Source organism: Ignavibacteriales bacterium (assembly GCA_026390815.1).
Classification (GTDB): domain Bacteria; phylum Bacteroidota; class Ignavibacteria; order Ignavibacteriales; family SURF-24; genus JAPLFH01.
This window is the reverse complement of the sequence record JAPLFH010000009.1, coordinates 24597-43467: the sequence shown is the minus strand read 5'-3', so window position 1 is coordinate 43467 and position 18871 is coordinate 24597. Positions and strand designations below refer to the sequence as shown.

The following is an 18871-nucleotide window of genomic DNA, read 5'->3' as shown; positions in this document are numbered from 1 at the left end:
GCCCTCTCCCTTTGGGGGAGAGGGTTGGGAGAGAGGCTCTTAATTTTCTTCTGGTTTTACTCCAGGTTTTTCCGTTCCATTAGCTGCAAGTCTTTCGTACAATTTCCATCTTGATTCAACTTCTTTTTGAGCTAATCCTAATAAATGTTTTGCTGCTTCAGGATCAGATTTCGTCAACATCTTATATCTCGTTTCTTTGTAAATATAATCTTCTAATTTAATTTTTGGTGCTTTAGAATCCAGTTTTAATGGATTTTTACCTTCTTTGGTTAATTCGGGATTATACCTGAATAATAACCAGTGACCGCTATCCACAGCAGCTTTCTGACAGTCCAAGCCTTTGGACATATCAATACCGTGTGCAATACAATGGCTGTAAGCAATTATAATCGATGGACCATCATACGCTTCTGCTTCAAGAAATGCGCGGATGGTTTGAGCATCATTTGCACCCATTGCCACTTTAGCAACATAAACATTTCCATAATTCATTGCCATCATTGCCAAATCTTTTTTTGGTGTAGCTTTTCCACCTGCGGCAAATTTGGCAACTGCACCCATTCCAGTTGACTTGGACATTTGTCCACCGGTATTTGAGTAGACTTCAGTATCGAGCACTAGGATGTTAACATTCTTTCCGGATGCAATAACATGATCTAATCCTCCGTAACCAATATCGTAAGCCCAGCCATCACCACCCATAATCCAAACAGATTTTTTAACAAGATAATCAGCAATTGTTAAAAGGTTCTGTGCATCGGGTGTATTTAAATTCTTTAAAATCAATTTTAATTTATCAACTCTTTCTCTTTGTTCAAATATACCAGATTCATCTTTTTGATCAGCGTTAAGTAAAGCATGGACCAGTTCAGCACCAATCTGATCTTTAAGTTTTACTATTAATTCTTTTGCAAAATGATTGTGTCTATCAATTGCTAAACGCATTCCCATTCCAAATTCAGCGTTATCTTCAAACAATGAATTTGACCAAGCTGGTCCTTTTCCTTCACGGTTCTGTGCCCAGGGTGTTGTTGGCAAATTGCCGCCATAAATTGAAGAGCAACCAGTAGCATTTGCAACAACCATTCTATCGCCAAATAATTGAGAAGCCAATTTAACATATGGAGTTTCTCCGCAACCAGTGCATGCGCCGGAAAACTCAAACAATGGTTGAAGTAATTGATTGAATTTAATCATTGAGAGATTAACTTTTCTTCTATCATATTCAGGTAAGTTGTAAAAGAAATCCCAATTTGCTCTTTCAGGTTCGCGTAATGGAATTTGTGGAGCCATATTCAATGCTTTCAATTTTACTTCTTTCTTATTCTTCACAGGGCAAACTTCAAAACAAAGCTGGCAGCCGGTGCAATCTTCTACAGCAACCTGAATTGTATAAGCAAGGTTATCTTCATACTCTTTACCTTTTGCTTTCATATGCTTAAAAGTTGCAGGAGCATCTTTTAACAATGCTTCATCGTAAACTTTAATTCTAATTGAAGCGTGTGGGCAAACCATTGCGCACTTTCCGCATTGGATACATATTTCATTATCCCAAACTGGTATTTCTAGTGCGATGTTTCTTTTTTCCCATCGTGTAGTTGCAGTTGGGAATGTTCCATCAACCGGCATTTCACTTACTTTAACATCATCTCCATTGCCTTCCATTATCTTTGCAAGAACTTGCTTAACGTAATCAGGAGCATTTGCAGATACTGTCGGAGGCAGTTCAAATGTACTTGTGGATTTTTCCGGTATATCAATCTTGTAAAGATTTTCTAATGTTTGATCAACTGCTTCAAAATTCTGACGAACAACATTATCCCCTTTTGCGCCGTAGGTTTTTTTGATTGCTTTCTTTATCTGTTCAATAGCTTCATCTTTTGGAAGAACACCTGAAATTGCAAAGAAACAGGTTTGCATTATGGTATTTATTCTGGAACCCATCCCGGTTTTCTTTGCAACTTCATAAGCATCAATTACGTAGAAATTAATTTTTTTGTTTATGATTTGTTCCTGGTAAATTCTTGGTAGTTTTTCCCAAACTTCTTCTTTAGGGAAAGGGCTATTCATAAGAAATGTTCCACCAGAAATTATATTATTCAGAATATCAAACTTCTCTAAAAATGTAAATTGATGGATACCGATAAAGTTTGCTTTGGAAATTAGGTATGTAGATTTTATTGGTTTTTTTCCAAAACGTAAATGAGAAATTGTAGCTGAGCCTGATTTCTTAGAATCGTAAACGAAATAACCTTGTGCATAATTTTCAGTTTCTTCACCAATAATTTTAATTGAGTTTTTGTTGGCGCCGACTGTACCATCTGCACCTAATCCATAGAATAAAGCACGGAACACATCTGTTTCAGTAGTAAAGTTATTATCATAATCTAAGCTTGTAAAAGTAACGTCATCATTAATGCCAATAGTAAAATGATTTTTAGGTTTGTCCTTTTTCAATTCATCATAAACAGCTTTAACCATTGCAGTCGTAAATTCTTTTGAAGAGAGTCCATATCTTCCACCGATTATTTTAGGAAATTTTTTGAATGGAGGATTTTCGCTGGTCATTTCTTCACTGATTGCACTAACTATGTCCATATAAAGTGGTTCACCTAAAGAACCAGGTTCTTTTGTACGATCAAGTACTGCAATTTTTTCAACTGTTTTTGGAAGTGCTTGGATCAAGTGTTTTACAGAAAATGGTCTGAATAATCTTACTTTAACAACACCAACTTTTTCTTCACCTTTGGATGTTAAATACTCAACAGTTTCTTCAACAGCTTCTGCACCGGAACCCATCAAAACAATTACTCTTGTTGCATCCGGAGCGCCATAATAATCGAATAAATGATATTGTCTTCCAACAATCTTAGCAAATTTATCCATTGCTTTCTGAACGATCTCCGGACAAACATCATAAAATTTATTTACTGTCTCTCTCCCCTGGAAATAAACATCTGGATTCTGAGCAGTACCTCTAAGGAAAGGATTATCCGGGGACATTGCACGTTCACGATGTTTCTTAACAAGATCATCATCAATCATTGCTTTCAAATCTTCAACATCAAGTTGTTCAATCTTCATAACTTCGTGCGAAGTTCTGAATCCATCAAAAAAGTGAAGGAAAGGAATTCTGGATTCGAGCGAAGCAGCTTGAGAGATTAAAGCAAAATCCATTACTTCCTGAACTGAGTTAGAAGCCAACATAGCAAAACCTGTTTGGCGTGTTGCCATAACATCACTATGATCTCCAAAAATTGAAAGTGCCTGGCAAGCAAGCGAACGAGCGGTTACATGAAATGTTGTTGGGGTTAACTCACCTGCGATCTTATACATATTGGGAATCATCAGGAGCAAGCCTTGAGAAGCGGTAAATGTTGTAGTTAAAGCTCCATTTTGTAATGCACCATGAACAGCACCCGAAGCGCCGCCCTCACTTTGCATTTCTGTAACTGAAGGTACAGTGCCCCAAATATTCTTTTTTCCTTTTGCAGACCATTCATCGGAATGTTCTCCCATCGGTGACGAAGGTGTTATCGGGTAAATCGCAATAACTTCATTGATCTGATGCGCTACATATGCTGCAGCTTCATTTCCATCAATAGTTACTTTTTTTCTTTCCATTATTTATTTCTCCAATTAATTTAACAATTAAACTTTTTCTATTTGAATTGAAATCTATAATCTTATAACTAAGCTAAAATGACAAATATTAAGCCACCGAAATCTGGAAATAAAATTAGCTTAATATCGAAAGAAATCCAATATTCATTAAGATTTTTTAATGATGAATTGGGAAAATTGAGATAGAAAATCTTAAAAATGGAAATCCATTTTAATTACTGATTTGAATCCAATTTAAATATTTTGGGAGAATTGGTTTGTTGAGACGATGAGGATTTTTCAATTAAATTCAGAGTATCGCGGAGAACTCCAAGCGAGCGCTGGCTAAGCAGATCAATTTTAATTAAACCGTAATCTTCAATCGGGTACATATCCGGTTGAGTAACAATCAAACCAAGTCCTTTGTTCTTTGCATATTCTAATGCAACATGGTTGGTTATTGGATCAGGAGTTATAACAATTCCGCTTGGATGAATGCTAAGGTGGCGCGGAAAGTCAGCAAGTTGCGAAGCAATTTTAATAACAGATTTCCATGGTTCACTATCAAATTTTAAGGATTTTGCTTCAGGATATTTAGCTGCAATATCAACTAAGTTTTGGGCACGCGTCCATGGGATGAATTTGCTGAACCTTGAAATTTCCCGCGTTGAAATTCCAAATACTTTAGCTACTTCTCTAAATGCAGAGCGTGCTTTAAAAGTAACCATAGTGGAAATCATTGCAACTTTGTTGTACCCATATTTTTCATAAACATATTTTACAATTTCATCCCGCTCTTTCCAGGAAAAATCTAAGTCTACATCAGGCGGAGATGTTCTTCCTCTGTTTAAAAATCTTTCAAAATATAAATTATGTTTAATAGGATCCACCTGTGTGAAATCTAAACAATATGCAACCAGGCTGTTGGCTGCCGAACCACGACCGATAGTCATCATTCCCCGCTTCCTTGCCTCACAAACAATATCCCATACAATTAAAAAGTAATCGCTAAAACCGAGTTCGTCGACCACTTCAAGTTCGTATTGCAAGCGTTTAACAGCTTTATCTGTAATCGGCTGATATTTTTCAGCTAATCCGTTAAAACAAATTTTCCATAAAAAAGAAAAAGCAGTTTCACCTTCCGGAAGCTGAAAGATTGGGAATTTGTATTTGCCAAATTCTAAATCAACATTACAATTTTGAACTATGTGGTCAATGTTCCATAACGCTTCCGGTAAAGACTTCCATGTTTTAATCATTTCTTCCGGGGATTTTAAACAGAATTCCTCATCAACCAATTCTGATTCATCCAAGTTTTCCAGTGCGGCATTTAAGCAAATTGCCGTAACAACTTTGTGCAGTAAATAATCATCAGGCGCTTGGAAATATGATGGATGAGATGCCACTACCTGCAATCCATTTGCTTTGGCAAAATCGTAAAGCTGGCGTGTTTTTCTTTTTTGCTTTTCTGTTACAATTAGTTCAGCAAAAATATTTTCTTCCCAATTTCTGCAATTCTTTATTTTTTCCAGAAGAGGTAAGGATGAAGTAATTATAAATAAATCTTTCAATTCCTGGTGGAACAAATCGACCAGCGAAAAATCATCTTTCAATTTTCTCGTGGTAATTATCCTACAAAGCTGCGAGTAGCCGGAATTATTCCTGGCAAGAAATACAGCCTTAAGTTCAGAATCTTTTGGATCATCAATCAAAGCACCGAGAATTGGTTTAATCTTTTCTTCTTCTGCTTTCTTTGCAAACTGGATTAAGCCGCACATATTGTTGGTGTCAGTCAATGCAACGTATTGGCTGTTGCTTGCCTTGGCAAAACCAATTATTTTATCTAAGGGAATGGTTCCCCTTAGCAGAGAATAATTTGAATGATTATGAAGTGAAAGCATTTTTTAATTTACTAATTACAATTGTAGATTGACATTTTAAATCATTAACATATGACAAACTTATAACTGCTATTTTTGATTTGCAACTGTGAATTTAGTATCCATTTTTAAGAGATGGCGATTCTCAACGCAAACTAAAACTTGCTTAATATTTATCAGATTTATTATATTCATTAGTATCGGTTATACTTGGTTCAAGTTTTGGGAAATAAATTTCGTTATAACTTTTCATAAAATTGTTATGGAGTTTTTGGAATTGAAACATTAATGCTCCAAATAAAAAAGCGTGAACAATATTTCTTTTATATTGTAATATACCAATCCAAATTTTATTTATAAAAATACTACCGTTCATTTTGTACATAAATTCGTATTTAGTACCTAATCAAGATTGTTGCTAAGTAGCTGCCACGATACTGCTAACCATCTAATATCTCCTCTATTATTGGAAGTTCATTTTCAATTCGGAAATTGGTAATCTGTTGCTTTTTTCATCCTAAAGAAGTAGTTCCTTTTTCATCCCTTTGGACTATTGAAAGTAGCTTCACATAAATGTACCTTCTAAACAAATTCAAAGTAATTAAGAAGTTTACTATTGTGATTTACCAGCTTTTTCTTGGAATTATTTTAATAAAACTTTTCAATTACAACATTTTTAATGTACAACAAAAATTAGGCTGCAAAAAGTATGATGTAAGGTTAAATAAGTTAAAGTGTTTATTTTGACAGAATATTATTGAAAGTATAGATTGATGGTTTTGAATTAAAAAAAGTGGGAGATCACAGATTAATAAATAATAAAAAACAGGAGCGATTATGGAAGAAAAAGAAACGACTGCTAAAAAAATTGTTAAAAATTATATGTGGTGGTCGATGGGAGCAGGTTTAATTCCGGTTCCATTTGTAGATCTGGCAGCGGTATCAGGTGTTCAACTTAAAATGTTGAAAGATATGTCTGATGTTTATGAAATTAAATTCTCGGAAAACAAAGGCAAGTCAATTGTAAGCGCACTATTAGGATCAATTGTTCCCAATTCTTTATCAGTAGGCAATATGGGCAGCTTGTTAAAGATGGTTCCTATTATCGGACCTGTATTAGGAGGACTATCGATGTCTCTATTTTCTGGTGCCGCAACATATGCAATAGGAAAAGTTTTCATTCAACATTTCGAGGCTGGCGGAACCTTCCTCGATTTCAATCCAATTACTGTAAAAGAGTACTTTCACACCCTCTTTACAGAAGGAAAAACGATTGCGAAAGAGATGAGTGAAAAAAAGAGTAAAAAGCCCGAAACAGTTTAAAGAGTTTGTTGAATACAATTTGTCTGTATACTTTTTTTATGAAATAATTATTTACCCTGAAAATACACTGAATGTGATTCTTTTTATTAAAGGAGAAATGAGTGCATTTTGCTTTTTTATATCCCGGGCAAGGTTCGCAATATCCGGGGATGGGTGCAAATTATTTACAAGAATTCCCTTATATAAAAGAGTTTTTTCTTGAAGCAAACGAAGTCCTAAATTTCGATATTTTAGACCTATGCATAAATGGACCGGAAGAAAAACTGAATCTTACCACAAATGCTCAACCAGCTATTTTAACCCTCGGTTATTGTGCATTTCAAATTTTACAAAAAGAATCTGACATAAAACCCTTTTTAATGGCGGGTCATAGCTTAGGGGAAATTACTGCTCTTTGCTGTAGCGGTGCAATAAAATTTTCTGATGCTTTAAAAATTGTAAGGAAAAGGGGGGAACTGATGCAACTGGCAGTTAGTGATGGGAATGGAGCAATGCTTGCATTAAACGGAATTTCTATAAGTGAAGCGGAAAAATTATGCAGCTCTGATATTATTAGTGGTAAAGCTGTTATTTCAAACATAAATTCCACACATCAAATTGTAATTTCTGGCGATAAGAAAAGCATTGAATTTATTGGAAATCAGGCAAGACTGCTTGGAGCCATAACTATACCACTTAAAGTCAGTGCTCCTTTCCATAGCCCATTAATGAAACCTGCGGCAATTGGACTTGAATCTGAATTGAATAAATACAGCTTTTCAAAACTTAAATATCCTGTCATTTCTAATGTAACCTGCAAACCGTATATGAATGAATACGAAATTATTCCTCTGCTTACGGAACAGGTTACAACGGTTGTAAACTGGCTGAAAATTATGGAATATATAAAAAAAACTCGTGTTAATATCACACTCGAACTTCCTCCAAAGAAAACATTAACCAAGCTTTTCCAAAGTCAAAGTGGCACAATCAATTGTTACGCTTTTGATCAACTTGAAGAGATAAAGAATCGTTTAAGTGTTGAGGTTTAAAAAACATATTAAAAAAAAGAGTTTATATGAAAAAGTATCTCATAACAGGTTTAATTATTATTTGCAGCTCACTAAACTTTTTAATTGCGCAGACTGCTTCTGAAAAAATGCCTTCGCCACAATGGTGGTTGAATAGTTCACTGACTGATTCAGTCGATCAGTATTTGTTTCATGTTGAAGGGCAATACAGTTATACGAAAATGACCGGTGCCCTGAAAAATGAAATGCATTCAGGTAGTGTAAGATTGATAGTAAGAAAAAATATCTTCACTAATCATACTGACTACATGATCGATAAAATGAACTTAATGATTGAGAATTTGGGTATGAGCTATGCCACTGAATCACAGGTTTTTACGGATTACCTGGATGTGGACATTACAAGTTTGTTATTTGGCGAAGCAGGGTTCATATGGGAAAGGGATAATACTCTCTACCTAGAAAACCGATATTCCTTGTATGCAGGAATAGGTTTGAATGGTTTGATTTATGAAAAACACTATCTGAAGATTTTGGTAGCGGCGGGTAGAGTAAATCAGGAATATACAATTCCTGTTGAGGCATATAACGTTGCAAAAGGTGCGCATACAGAATTTTATATCAGACAGAATTATAAGTATGTGATTGATCAGAGATTTTCATTTATGGAACAAGCGTATTATCTCACTAATATGACTGATTCAAAAAGGTATAGAATGGGTGTGGGTCTAAACTTTAGCATTGGTATTATTCAACCAGTATCATTTGTATTAGGTTACCTTTATAAATTTGATAAAGAGAGCGAATTGCTTGGTATAACCGCAGAAAATACCACACAAACCATCGGCATCAATATAAGTTTATAATTCGGATTTAATAAATCATTAAAAAGAAAATGAATTTTATCAATACAAAAAACAATGAGAACTTCCCGTGATTACCGATAATAATGTATATCCATTAAGCGGACCTCAGGAAGCTTTCTATTATGATTATCTATTGAACCGCAATGACTGTAAATACAGTATGGGCGGCGCTTTAATTTTAAACGGTGATTTAAATATTGATTTGTACCGAAAAGCTTATAATTATGTAACCGAACATTACGACGCGATGAGAATAAAGTTTGTTAAAAAGGAAGAAATTTTATACCAGCAATTCAGAACGGAATATAAAAATGAAATAAAATATTTTGATTTTAGAAACCACGCGAATCCTATAGAAGAAGCTCTGGATTTTATTTTGAAGGAATACAGGAAACCACTTCCCATTGAAAGTGATGATCTTTATTCGGTAATGATATTACAAATAGGTGATAAGAAATTTATTTTTGCACCGAAATTTCACCATATGGCATTTGATGGAATCGGATGGTCAATTATTAATACAGCACTTTCCGATACTTACAACAGCCTTCTTGAAAAAGGTTGTTATCCCGGATTAAATACTTTTTCATATATAGATTTCCTTAATGATGATCTTCAATACAGAAATTCTGATTCATACAAAAATTCGTTCGAATTCTGGAAACAAAAACTTGCACTTCTTCCGGAGCCATTTGGTTTCACTTCGAAGAAAAAAAGTGTTAAGAATATTTCACTCCACACAGAAAGATTAACATTGAATTTGCATCGAATCAGTTTTGAATCAATACTTAATATCGCATTCGAAGCAGATGTAACAACATTTCAAGTTATTTTAGGTCTTATATCAACAACGCTTAACAGATGCTACAAACGGGATGAATTTATTATCGGTATGCCGGTATTGAACAGAAGCAATCATAAGTTCAGAAATACTCCAGGTTTGTTTCTGAACATGATGGCATTAAAACTAAATATTTATTCCGATGAAACTTTTAAAGAATTAATTGATTCTATAAAGTCCGAAGTAAGAGAAGGTTACAGGCACCAAAGATTTCCACTAAAGGATATAATAAAACATTTACGAAGCAACCCAGAATTCAATAACGAATTATTTGATGTATCGGTTGTTTACCGCAAAATGGATTTATCTCAACGCTTTGGTGAAGCAAAAATAAATTCAATTACTTTTGATACAGAAATCCGTAGTGAAAGTCTCTCGATAGAAATAGATGAATACGGTGAAGAGGAGAATATTAATATATTTTTCAATTATAATCCTTTAGTAATTTCAGAAGATGAACTGCTTCAGTTTGTACAGTGCTTTGAAACTATTTTGATGGATTTGATTCACTTCCCCGAAAAAAAATTAAAAGAATTAACTCTTCTAAACGATTTTGACACTCACAAAATATTAAATGAATTTAATTCCTCTCCGGAAAAAATTGCAACAGAAAAAACAATTGTTGAATTGTTTGAAGAGATGGTTAACAAGAATCCAGAAGCCGAAGCTGTTATATGCAATGAAAAAACTATTACTTATAAAGAATTAAATGAAAAGGCTAACCATATTGCAAATTATCTTCTGGCAAATTATAAAATCCAGCCGGAGGAAATTATCTGCTTGGTTTCGGAACGCTCAATCGATACCATAGCAGCGATGATAGGAATTATGAAAACAGGTGCAGCGTATTTACCAATCGATCCTGATTATCCTGTTGAAAGAATAAAATATATTATTGAAAACAGCGATTCAAAAATATTAATCAAAAGTGGACTGGAAGAGAAGGACTTAGCTAAAGTCGTACTCGAATTGGGCGAGATAACCTCACAAAATAAAAATAATGTTGGAATCAAAATCAGACCGGATAATTTAGCTTATGTTATTTATACATCAGGCTCTACTGGAAAACCGAAAGGTGTATTGATTGAACATAACCAGTTTATGAACATGTTTGTTAATATGATTGGAAAGTTTGGGGTAAAAGAAACAGACCGGGTATTGCTGTTTGCTTCCCTGGGATTTGATGCATCCATAATGGAAATATTCCAAGCACTGCTAACCGGCGCTGCACTTGTTATTGCGGATAAAGAAACAATTCAGAACACTGAATTGTTTGTCCGTTATATCGAAGAAAAAAAAATAACATTTGCTACTCTTCCCCCGGTTTATCTTAGTGCACTTAATAAAGCCGAACTTCCAGAACTTAATACATTGATTACAGCCGGTGAACCGGCAGTGGCTGCCGATGTAAATTTCTATAAGCAATTTAAGCGATATATTAATGGTTATGGACCAACTGAAACATCGGTATGCGCCTCTTATTATATTGCAGAAAAAGACAGAGAGTACACCGATTCAGTTCCAATCGGTAAGCCGTCTCCAAATTCAAAGATATATATTCTTGATAATAATCTTGAACCTGTACCAGTTGGCTTTGAAGGGGAACTGTGTGTGTCTGGTTCAAGTCTGGCGCGCGGTTATTTAAAGAATGAAGAACTTACAAAACAAAAATTTATAAATAATCCTTTTGAAGCTGGTACGCGGTTATACCGAACAGGTGATCTGGCGAGATGGAAACAGGATGGCAATATTGAATTTTTAGGAAGACTCGACGATCAGGTAAAAATAAAAGGGAACAGAATTGAACTTGGTGAAATAAATACCCTGCTTGCAAAATATGATAAGGTAAAAGAAGTGACAGTCCTGGCTATTACAAAAGGAGTTGCAAAAGAACTGGCGGCTTTTATAGTTGCGGAAAAGATAATCAGTGCAACGGACCTTAAGCTGTATTTACGAAAGTTCCTCCCTGAGTTTATGATCCCGCTGCATTATATTTTTATTAAAAAAATTCCACTTACTCAAAACAATAAAATTGATAAAGAAGCACTTCGGAAATTAACGCTAAACTCGTCATTTAATAAGAGAGAATTCAGAGCTGCTTCAAGTGAAATTGAATGCCGGCTTATTGAAATGTTCGAAGAAGTTTTGGATGTAAAAAATGTTGGTGTTGATGATAATTTTTTTGAATTAGGTGGTGAAAGCTTGAAGATAGCGCACCTTATTTCAAAAATATATAAAGAACTAAAACGTGAAATATCGTTCAAAGTAATTTTTGATAGTCCAACCGTGCGAAGCATAGCGGCGGAATTGGAAATAAAAACCATCACCGGGTATAAAGAAATTCCCGTCGTTCCCACTAAAGAATATTATGCTTTGTCGCACTCTCAAAAAAGAATGTGGGTGTTGGCTCAAAGTAAAGAGAATGCTGCGGCGTATCATATGCCTGTTTCTCTTCTTTTGGAAGGACCAATAAATCTGAATGCACTGTCTGAATCCCTGAAAAGAATTGTCAGAAGACATGAATCTCTCCATACTACATTTATTGATATTAATGGAATTCCGTTTCAAAAAGTGCTTAACGATTTTAATCTTATAATTGAAAACCATGATTTAAGCAAGACGGATAATAAGAATGAAACTGCACGAAAATTAATTAAAGAAAAAATAATTGCTCCGTTTGATCTCACCTTCGATATTCCAATACGCACTTATATCATTAAACTTGAAAAGGAAAAACATATTCTGCTTTTGATTTTGCATCACATAGCCGGTGATGGAATATCGATTGGAATAATTATGAAGGAATTGTCAGAGCTGTATAATTCTTTTCTTGAAGGTAATGAGTTAAATCTCGAACCTTTAAGAATTCAGTATAAAGATTATTGTGAATATGAAAAGGGATTAATTGAAAGCAAAAAATTTAATGAAGAAAAAAAATACTGGATAAAAAAATTACAAAATCCGCTGCCCGTGCTTGAATTGACATATGATAGACCGCGTCCTCCTGTAAAAACATATTTGGGTGATTATTTATTCTGCGAAATTGAAAGTTCAGTGACACAAAATTTAATAAATTTCTGCAAAGCGCAGAATGTTAGTCTTTTTATTGTAATGGTCTCAATAGTAAATATACTATTGCACAAGTATTCCGCACAAGAAGAAATAATTATCGGTTCCCCAATTGCAGGAAGAAACCACCCGGATCTTGAAGATCAGGTTGGCATTTATCTCAATACAGTAGCTTTAAGGAACCAGGTAAAATGTAGCAGCAGTTTTACAGACTTTCTAAATGAAGTAAAAATAAATTCAACTGAAGCCATAACGAACAGCAATTATCCTTTCGACCGCTTGATACAGATATTAAACCTTGACAGAGATACATCTCGTACGCCAATATTTGATGTTCTTGTTCAGCTTCAGAATCAGAATCCGACTGACTTAAAATTAGATGGCGTTTCAACCTCATTTTACGAAGCGGATTTCAAATTAAATAAATTTGATCTGACTTTTACATTTGTGGAAGAAGATCAAAAAATTAATTTCAGCATTGGTTATAATACTGATTTGTTTAATAAAGACCGGATTGACAGAGCAGCGCACCATATTAAAAATATTATAGCATATATTCTTAAGTATCCAGAACATACAATAAAAGAAATCGATTTAACAGATGTTGCTGAAAATGAAACTCTGAATAATTTATCTTCAGGAACACATAGAGAATTTGACAAAAAGATTACCATTCCTGAATTATTTGAAAACCAGGCACAAAAAACTCCCGGTAATACAGCGCTCATCTTTAACGATAAAAAATTCACTTATAAAGAATTGGATGAGCGTGCAAACGTAATTGCAAATGAAATTAAGCTAAGGACAACTATTAGTCCCGATGACATAATTGGAATAATGACAAGCAGATCTGAATTAATGGTTATCGGAATATTAGGAATACTAAAAGCCGGTGCCGCTTATATGCCAATCGATTCTGATTATCCAATAGAACGAATTTCATTCATGCTTAAGGATAGCAAAACGAAATTACTTTTAACTGAGAGCGATTTATTTGACATCGCACAAGAAGCAGCCGGAATAAATAAATTGTGTTTGTCTCAAAATACAAATATTCTTGATATCAGCATTCTGAATGAATTAAACAATGAAAAGCCGGAATCTAATTTAACTTCAGCAAACCTTGCGTATGTTATTTATACTTCGGGTTCAACCGGCAAACCGAAAGGTGTTATGATTGAACACAACAGTCTGCATAATCTTGTTTTAGGACTGTCGGATGGAATATATGGTGGACAATCTTCCCCTTTGAATATAGCCCTGATTTCTCCGTTTGCCTTTGATGCATCAATCAAACAAATATTTTACACATTGTTAAACGGGCATTGTCTCTATATCGTTCCGGATGAAATAAAAACGAGCGGAAGAAAACTTCTTGAGTTTTATGAAGAACATAAGATTAATGTTTCAGACGGAACTCCAATTCACCTGGAAATAATATTAGATGAATTAACTGCTGGAACTGAAAAATATCTTCCGGAAAGATTTGTAATAGGCGGTCAGCAGCTTATGTATCAAACCGTAAAGAAATTCTTTGATATTACAGGAGATAATTCTCCTGTAATATCAAACGTTTATGGTCCAACAGAGTGCTGCGATGTATCAACCTTTTTTAATGTACCACCGGGATTATTTTTGGAATCTGAAGCAGCATTTAATTCATTACCAATTGGCAAGCCGTTAAATAACGTACAAATATTTATTCTTGATTCAAACATTAAACAAGTACCCGTTGGTGTTAACGGTGAACTTTGTATTGCAGGTGCTGGACTTGCAAGAGGATATATTAACAGGCAAGACCTGACGGATGAAAAATTTATTGAAATTAATTCTGACAAAAGTAAAAGAATTTATAAGACGGGAGATATTGGACGTTACCTTGAAAATGGAAATATCATTTTATCAGGAAGAGTGGATGATCAGATAAAATTGCGCGGGTTCAGGATTGAGCTAAATGAAATTGAAAATTGTATAAGAAATTATGACAAAATTAATTCAGCCGCAGTCATTCCGGTTGGAGAAGGAAATTTTCTGGAAATTGCCGCATACTATTGCTCTGTGGAAAAAATTGAGAGTGATGATTTACGACAATTTTTATCGCTTCATTTACCTGAGTATATGATCCCTTCTTATTTGATCGAATTGAAAAATCTTCCATTAACAATAAATGGAAAAGTAGATAAAAAATCTCTGCCTCTTCCTGTAAAAGAAATATACGTGGATGAGAATTCTTTTCCTGCTGAAGATATGCTTGAAGAAAAACTTTGTGAGATATGGAAAGAGTTATTGCACATTGATAAAATTAATCTGACAGATAATTTCTTCAAACTTGGCGGGCACAGTTTAATAGCAATCCGGCTTACTTCCAGGATACATAAGGAATTTAATATTGAAATAAATATTTGGGAAGTATTCCAGCATTCCACAATTATTTCACTTGCGAAATTATTAAGAAGTAAGAATCCATCATTATTTAATCCTATTGAAAAGATAGAAGAAAAAGAATACTATCCCCTTTCTCATTCCCAGCAAAGACTTTGGCTTCTTGCAAAACTGGAAGGGCAGAATTCACTTTACAACCTCCCAGGGGTTTTGCTATTGAAGGGTGATCTGGATGTACAGGTATTGGAAAATGTTTTCAAATCCATTGTACTACGGCACGAATCTTTCAGAACATACTTTGTAGAAATTGAAGGCGAACCTTTTCAGAAAATATTAGACAAAGTTGATTTCAATATAGAATTGGAGGAATACCCCGGTAAAGAATGGGACGAAAATAAACTTAGAGAACTTGCAAATGATTATTTCGAGAAAGAATTTGATTTATCGAAAGCTCCCCTTCTGCAAATCAAACTCATAGCATTATCTGAAAATAATTATCTTCTTCTTTTTAACATGCATCATATAATCAGCGATGGCTGGTCGATAGAGATAATGATAAAGGAAATTGAAATTTACTATAATTCTTTTCTTAACCATTCCGATGTTCCTCTTCAACCACTCAAAATTCAATATAAGGATTACGCATCGTGGCAGAATAAAATTCTTGGTGAAAAATCCCTTGGTGTTATTAAAGAATATTGGCAGAAAAAATTAAGTAAACCTCGTCCGCTGTTAAATTTGCCTGCGGACTATAAAAGACCGGAATCATTTTCAATCGGTGGAGACCTAATACAGTATTCCCTTGATGATGTGCAAGCTAAAACATTAATGGATATTAGCAGCAGACAAAATGCGAGCTTATATATGGCTCTTCTTTCTACTGTTTATATTCTTCTTCATAAATATACCGGGGAAGAAGATATTATGGTAGGCACTCCTGTTGCAGGCAGGCAGCACTATGATCTCGAAAATCAAATCGGTTTTTATATAAATACTTTGGTTCTGCGTAATGAAGTCAATCCTGAAAATACATTCCAGGAATTATTAAATAAGGTTAAAGAAACTTTGAGCGGAGCTTTTGATAACCAGGTTTATCCATTTGATAGACTTGTTGATGAACTTGATGTTGAAAGAATTCGAAACCGGAATCCACTTTTTGATGTAATGGTAGTATGGATGGTAAATAATGGAATGGAAATGAAGCTGAACTTTAATGGCATAAAAGCGGAAGGACTCAATTTCCGTATAACCAAAAGCATGTTTGATCTGTCATTTCTGTTTGATGAAAACGAAGGGAAAGTTTCTTACGCAATCGAATATAATACTTCTTTATTCAGCCGGGAAAGAATTCAAAGAATGTCGGATCATTTTAAGAAATTAGTTGAAAGCATCATATCGAATCCGAAAGAAAAAATAAAAAACCTTGAGATTATTCCAGCAAAGGAAAAAGAAAAACTCCTGTTCGAATTTAATAATACAAATCGGCAGGCGGTTGAAAAAAATGTTATTGAGCTTTTTAATTACCAGGCAGGAATAAACAAAAATAATATTGCCCTGGTTTATGATGAAAGAAAAATAACTTATGGTGAGCTGGATAAATTATCGAACCGGATTGCCAATCACATTATTGAACTAATTGCACCAAAGAAGGATGATATAATAGCGGTTATTGTTGATGATCCGGTTTTATCGACAGCATCTTTATTAGCTGTGATGAAAACCGGCGCATCATATCTTCCGGTAATGTCAGATAATCCAGTTGAAAGAATAAAATTTATAATAAAAGACAGCAATGCAAAAGCTGTTTTAGTTGATAATGATTTACTCACTATCAGCAGCGGGAGAGAAAATATTTCTCCTGAAGAAACAATAATTATTAATATCAATGCGAAGATAAGTGAAAACCAATCCTCTCCTGAAATTAAAATTGCAAACGACAGCTTAGCTTATGTTATTTATACATCAGGTTCTACCGGGCTGCCAAAAGGTGTAATGATTGAACACGGTTCTCTTTCAAATCTGATTTTATCGTTGAATGAAAATATTTATTCGCACTATAAAAATTCCTTAAATGAATTGATGATCAGTTCTTTTGCGTTTGATGTTTCTCTGAAACAGATATTTGCAGCACTTTGCAACGGAAATACGCTGCACATATTAAATAACGAAGGAAGACTCGACCCGCGCGAAATAATAAAATATATTATCAGCAGCAGAATAAATATTGCAGATTTAACTCCCTCATTATTTTCAGTAATGCTTGAAGAAGGATTTGGGGAAATAAACAAACCGGATCTAAAAGAAATATTCCTTGGTTCGGAAGCTTTGCCGATCAAATTGGTTAAAATCTTTTATGGTTTTGCAAATAACAAAATAATAAATATTACAAATTTTTACGGACCAACAGAATGCTGTGTTGAATCTTCTTACTTTAAATTTCATCCTGATATTCTCGATGAAAGTAATGATGTTGCACTTATCGGCAAACCGGTATTAAACGAACAAATTTACATTCTCGATAAATATCTGAATTTATGCCCCGTTGGTGTTCCTGGAGAAATATATATTGCTGGTAAAGGATTAGCCCGGCAATATCTGAACGATCCTGAAAAGACGAACGAGAAATTTGTCCAATTCCCATCGCTAAAAGGAACACGCATATATAAAACAGGTGATTCAGGAAGAATACTTACTGATGGTAATATTGAATTTTTGGGAAGGATGGATGAGCAGGTAAAGATTCGCGGATACAGAATTGAATTGCAGGAAATTGAAAAACATCTGCATGAAGTAAAAGATATTAACGAATGTGCGGTTACTCTTTTTGAAAAGAACGGCATAAGCGAACTTGCTGCTTATTTTACTTCCGATGAAGTAATAGACCATTCGATAATAATAAATCATCTTGCCCGATTTCTGCCAAAATATATGGTCCCATCTTATTTCATCCGACTTGAAAAAATTCCGCTGTCTGCAAATGGAAAGGCAAACAAAAAACTTTTGCCTGATCCAGCCGGAGTTCTCAAAAAAGATATTTTCAGAAAACCTCAGGATGATATAGAGTTTTTAATTCTCCGGATCTGTTCGAACGTTCTGAAGAAAGAAGAAATTAATCTTGATGATAATTTTTTTGAAATCGGTGGAAACAGCTTAAATGCCGTTAGAGTAATATCCCAAATACAGAAGGAATTGAATATCGACCTGGCGCTTAAAGAAATATTTTATAATCCGGTTTTGATTGATATTGCAGTGAAAGTAAAAAAGCTAATTGCTGACAATGCGAACTTTGTAGAAATAAATGATGATGCTAAAATTGTTCCGATATCTGACGATGAACTAAAACTACTATCTCTCTTAAAGATTGATGATGAATAAAATTAAAGAATTAAAACTACGGGCTTTAAGTGGTGATTTATCTGCACTAGAAGAGTTAAGACAGATAGGAGTCTTGTCGGATAATAAATCAAAGTACAACATGGCGCCTGTATCTTATGCACAAAGTCGGCTCTGGTTTATTGACAAGATGGATAAATCACCTGCTTACAATCTTCCGGCAGCATTAACCTTTGAAGGGGATTTAAATGTTCAAGCATTGGAAAATGCTTTCAAAGAAATAATTAAAAGACATGAGATATTACGCACGGTTTTTGTTGAAACAGATGGAGTACCTTACCAAAAAATATTTAATGCTATTGAATTTAATTTATCCAGGAATGATCTAAGTGATGTTTCCGAAAAGGAAGAAAAAATATCCTTATTAATTGAAGAGGAATCAAACCGCTGTTTTGATCTTTCCAAAGGACCGCTAATCGTTTGCAGTTTAATTAAATTGGAAGAACAGAAGCATCTGCTAATTTTCAATATGCACCACATAATAAGCGACGGATGGTCCATAGG

7 protein-coding genes (1 of these 7 running past the window's edge) are annotated in these 18871 nt (G+C 34.3%); 5 read left to right on the top strand and 2 right to left on the bottom strand.

Annotated features, from left to right (window positions below; all coding sequences use genetic code 11):
- Positions 1 to 39: 39 nt before the first annotated feature.
- Together nifJ and NTX22_03670 are read right to left on the bottom strand one after the other, a co-directional pair.
- Positions 40 to 3624, bottom strand: coding sequence for a pyruvate:ferredoxin (flavodoxin) oxidoreductase (gene nifJ, locus NTX22_03675; GenBank protein MCX6149607.1), 3585 nt, complete (start codon positions 3622 to 3624; stop codon positions 40 to 42).
- Between the two features lie 215 nt (positions 3625 to 3839).
- Positions 3840 to 5504 carry a PHP domain-containing protein gene (locus NTX22_03670; GenBank protein MCX6149606.1) on the bottom strand — a complete coding sequence of 555 codons (1665 nt, stop codon included), beginning with the start codon at positions 5502 to 5504 and terminating at the stop codon, positions 3840 to 3842.
- Positions 5505 to 6320: 816 nt separating this feature from the next.
- Between NTX22_03670 and NTX22_03665 the strand changes: the two genes are divergently transcribed.
- The 5 genes from NTX22_03665 to NTX22_03645 all read left to right on the top strand — a co-directional run.
- The gene (locus NTX22_03665) at positions 6321 to 6806 is read left to right on the top strand and encodes a DUF697 domain-containing protein (protein MCX6149605.1); all 486 of its coding nucleotides are present in this window, start codon (positions 6321 to 6323) and stop codon (positions 6804 to 6806) included.
- Positions 6807 to 6907: 101 nt separating this feature from the next.
- The gene (gene fabD, locus NTX22_03660) at positions 6908 to 7837 is read left to right on the top strand and encodes an ACP S-malonyltransferase (GenBank protein ID MCX6149604.1); all 930 of its coding nucleotides are present in this window, start codon (positions 6908 to 6910) and stop codon (positions 7835 to 7837) included.
- Between the two features lie 26 nt (positions 7838 to 7863).
- Positions 7864 to 8682, top strand: a complete 819-nt coding sequence (locus NTX22_03655; GenBank protein ID MCX6149603.1) for a DUF481 domain-containing protein — start codon at positions 7864 to 7866, stop codon at positions 8680 to 8682.
- A 67-nt stretch (positions 8683 to 8749) separates the two neighbouring features.
- A complete protein-coding gene (locus NTX22_03650; protein ID MCX6149602.1) occupies positions 8750 to 18349 on the top strand; it encodes an amino acid adenylation domain-containing protein in 9600 nt (3199 codons plus the stop codon).
- On the top strand, positions 18339 to 18871 hold the 5' portion of the coding sequence (locus NTX22_03645) for an amino acid adenylation domain-containing protein (GenBank protein MCX6149601.1). Its footprint extends 17614 nt past the window's final position; only the first 533 of its 18147 coding nucleotides appear in the window; it begins with the start codon at positions 18339 to 18341; its stop codon lies beyond the right edge, outside the window. Before NTX22_03650 ends, NTX22_03645 begins: the two co-directional genes overlap by 11 nt.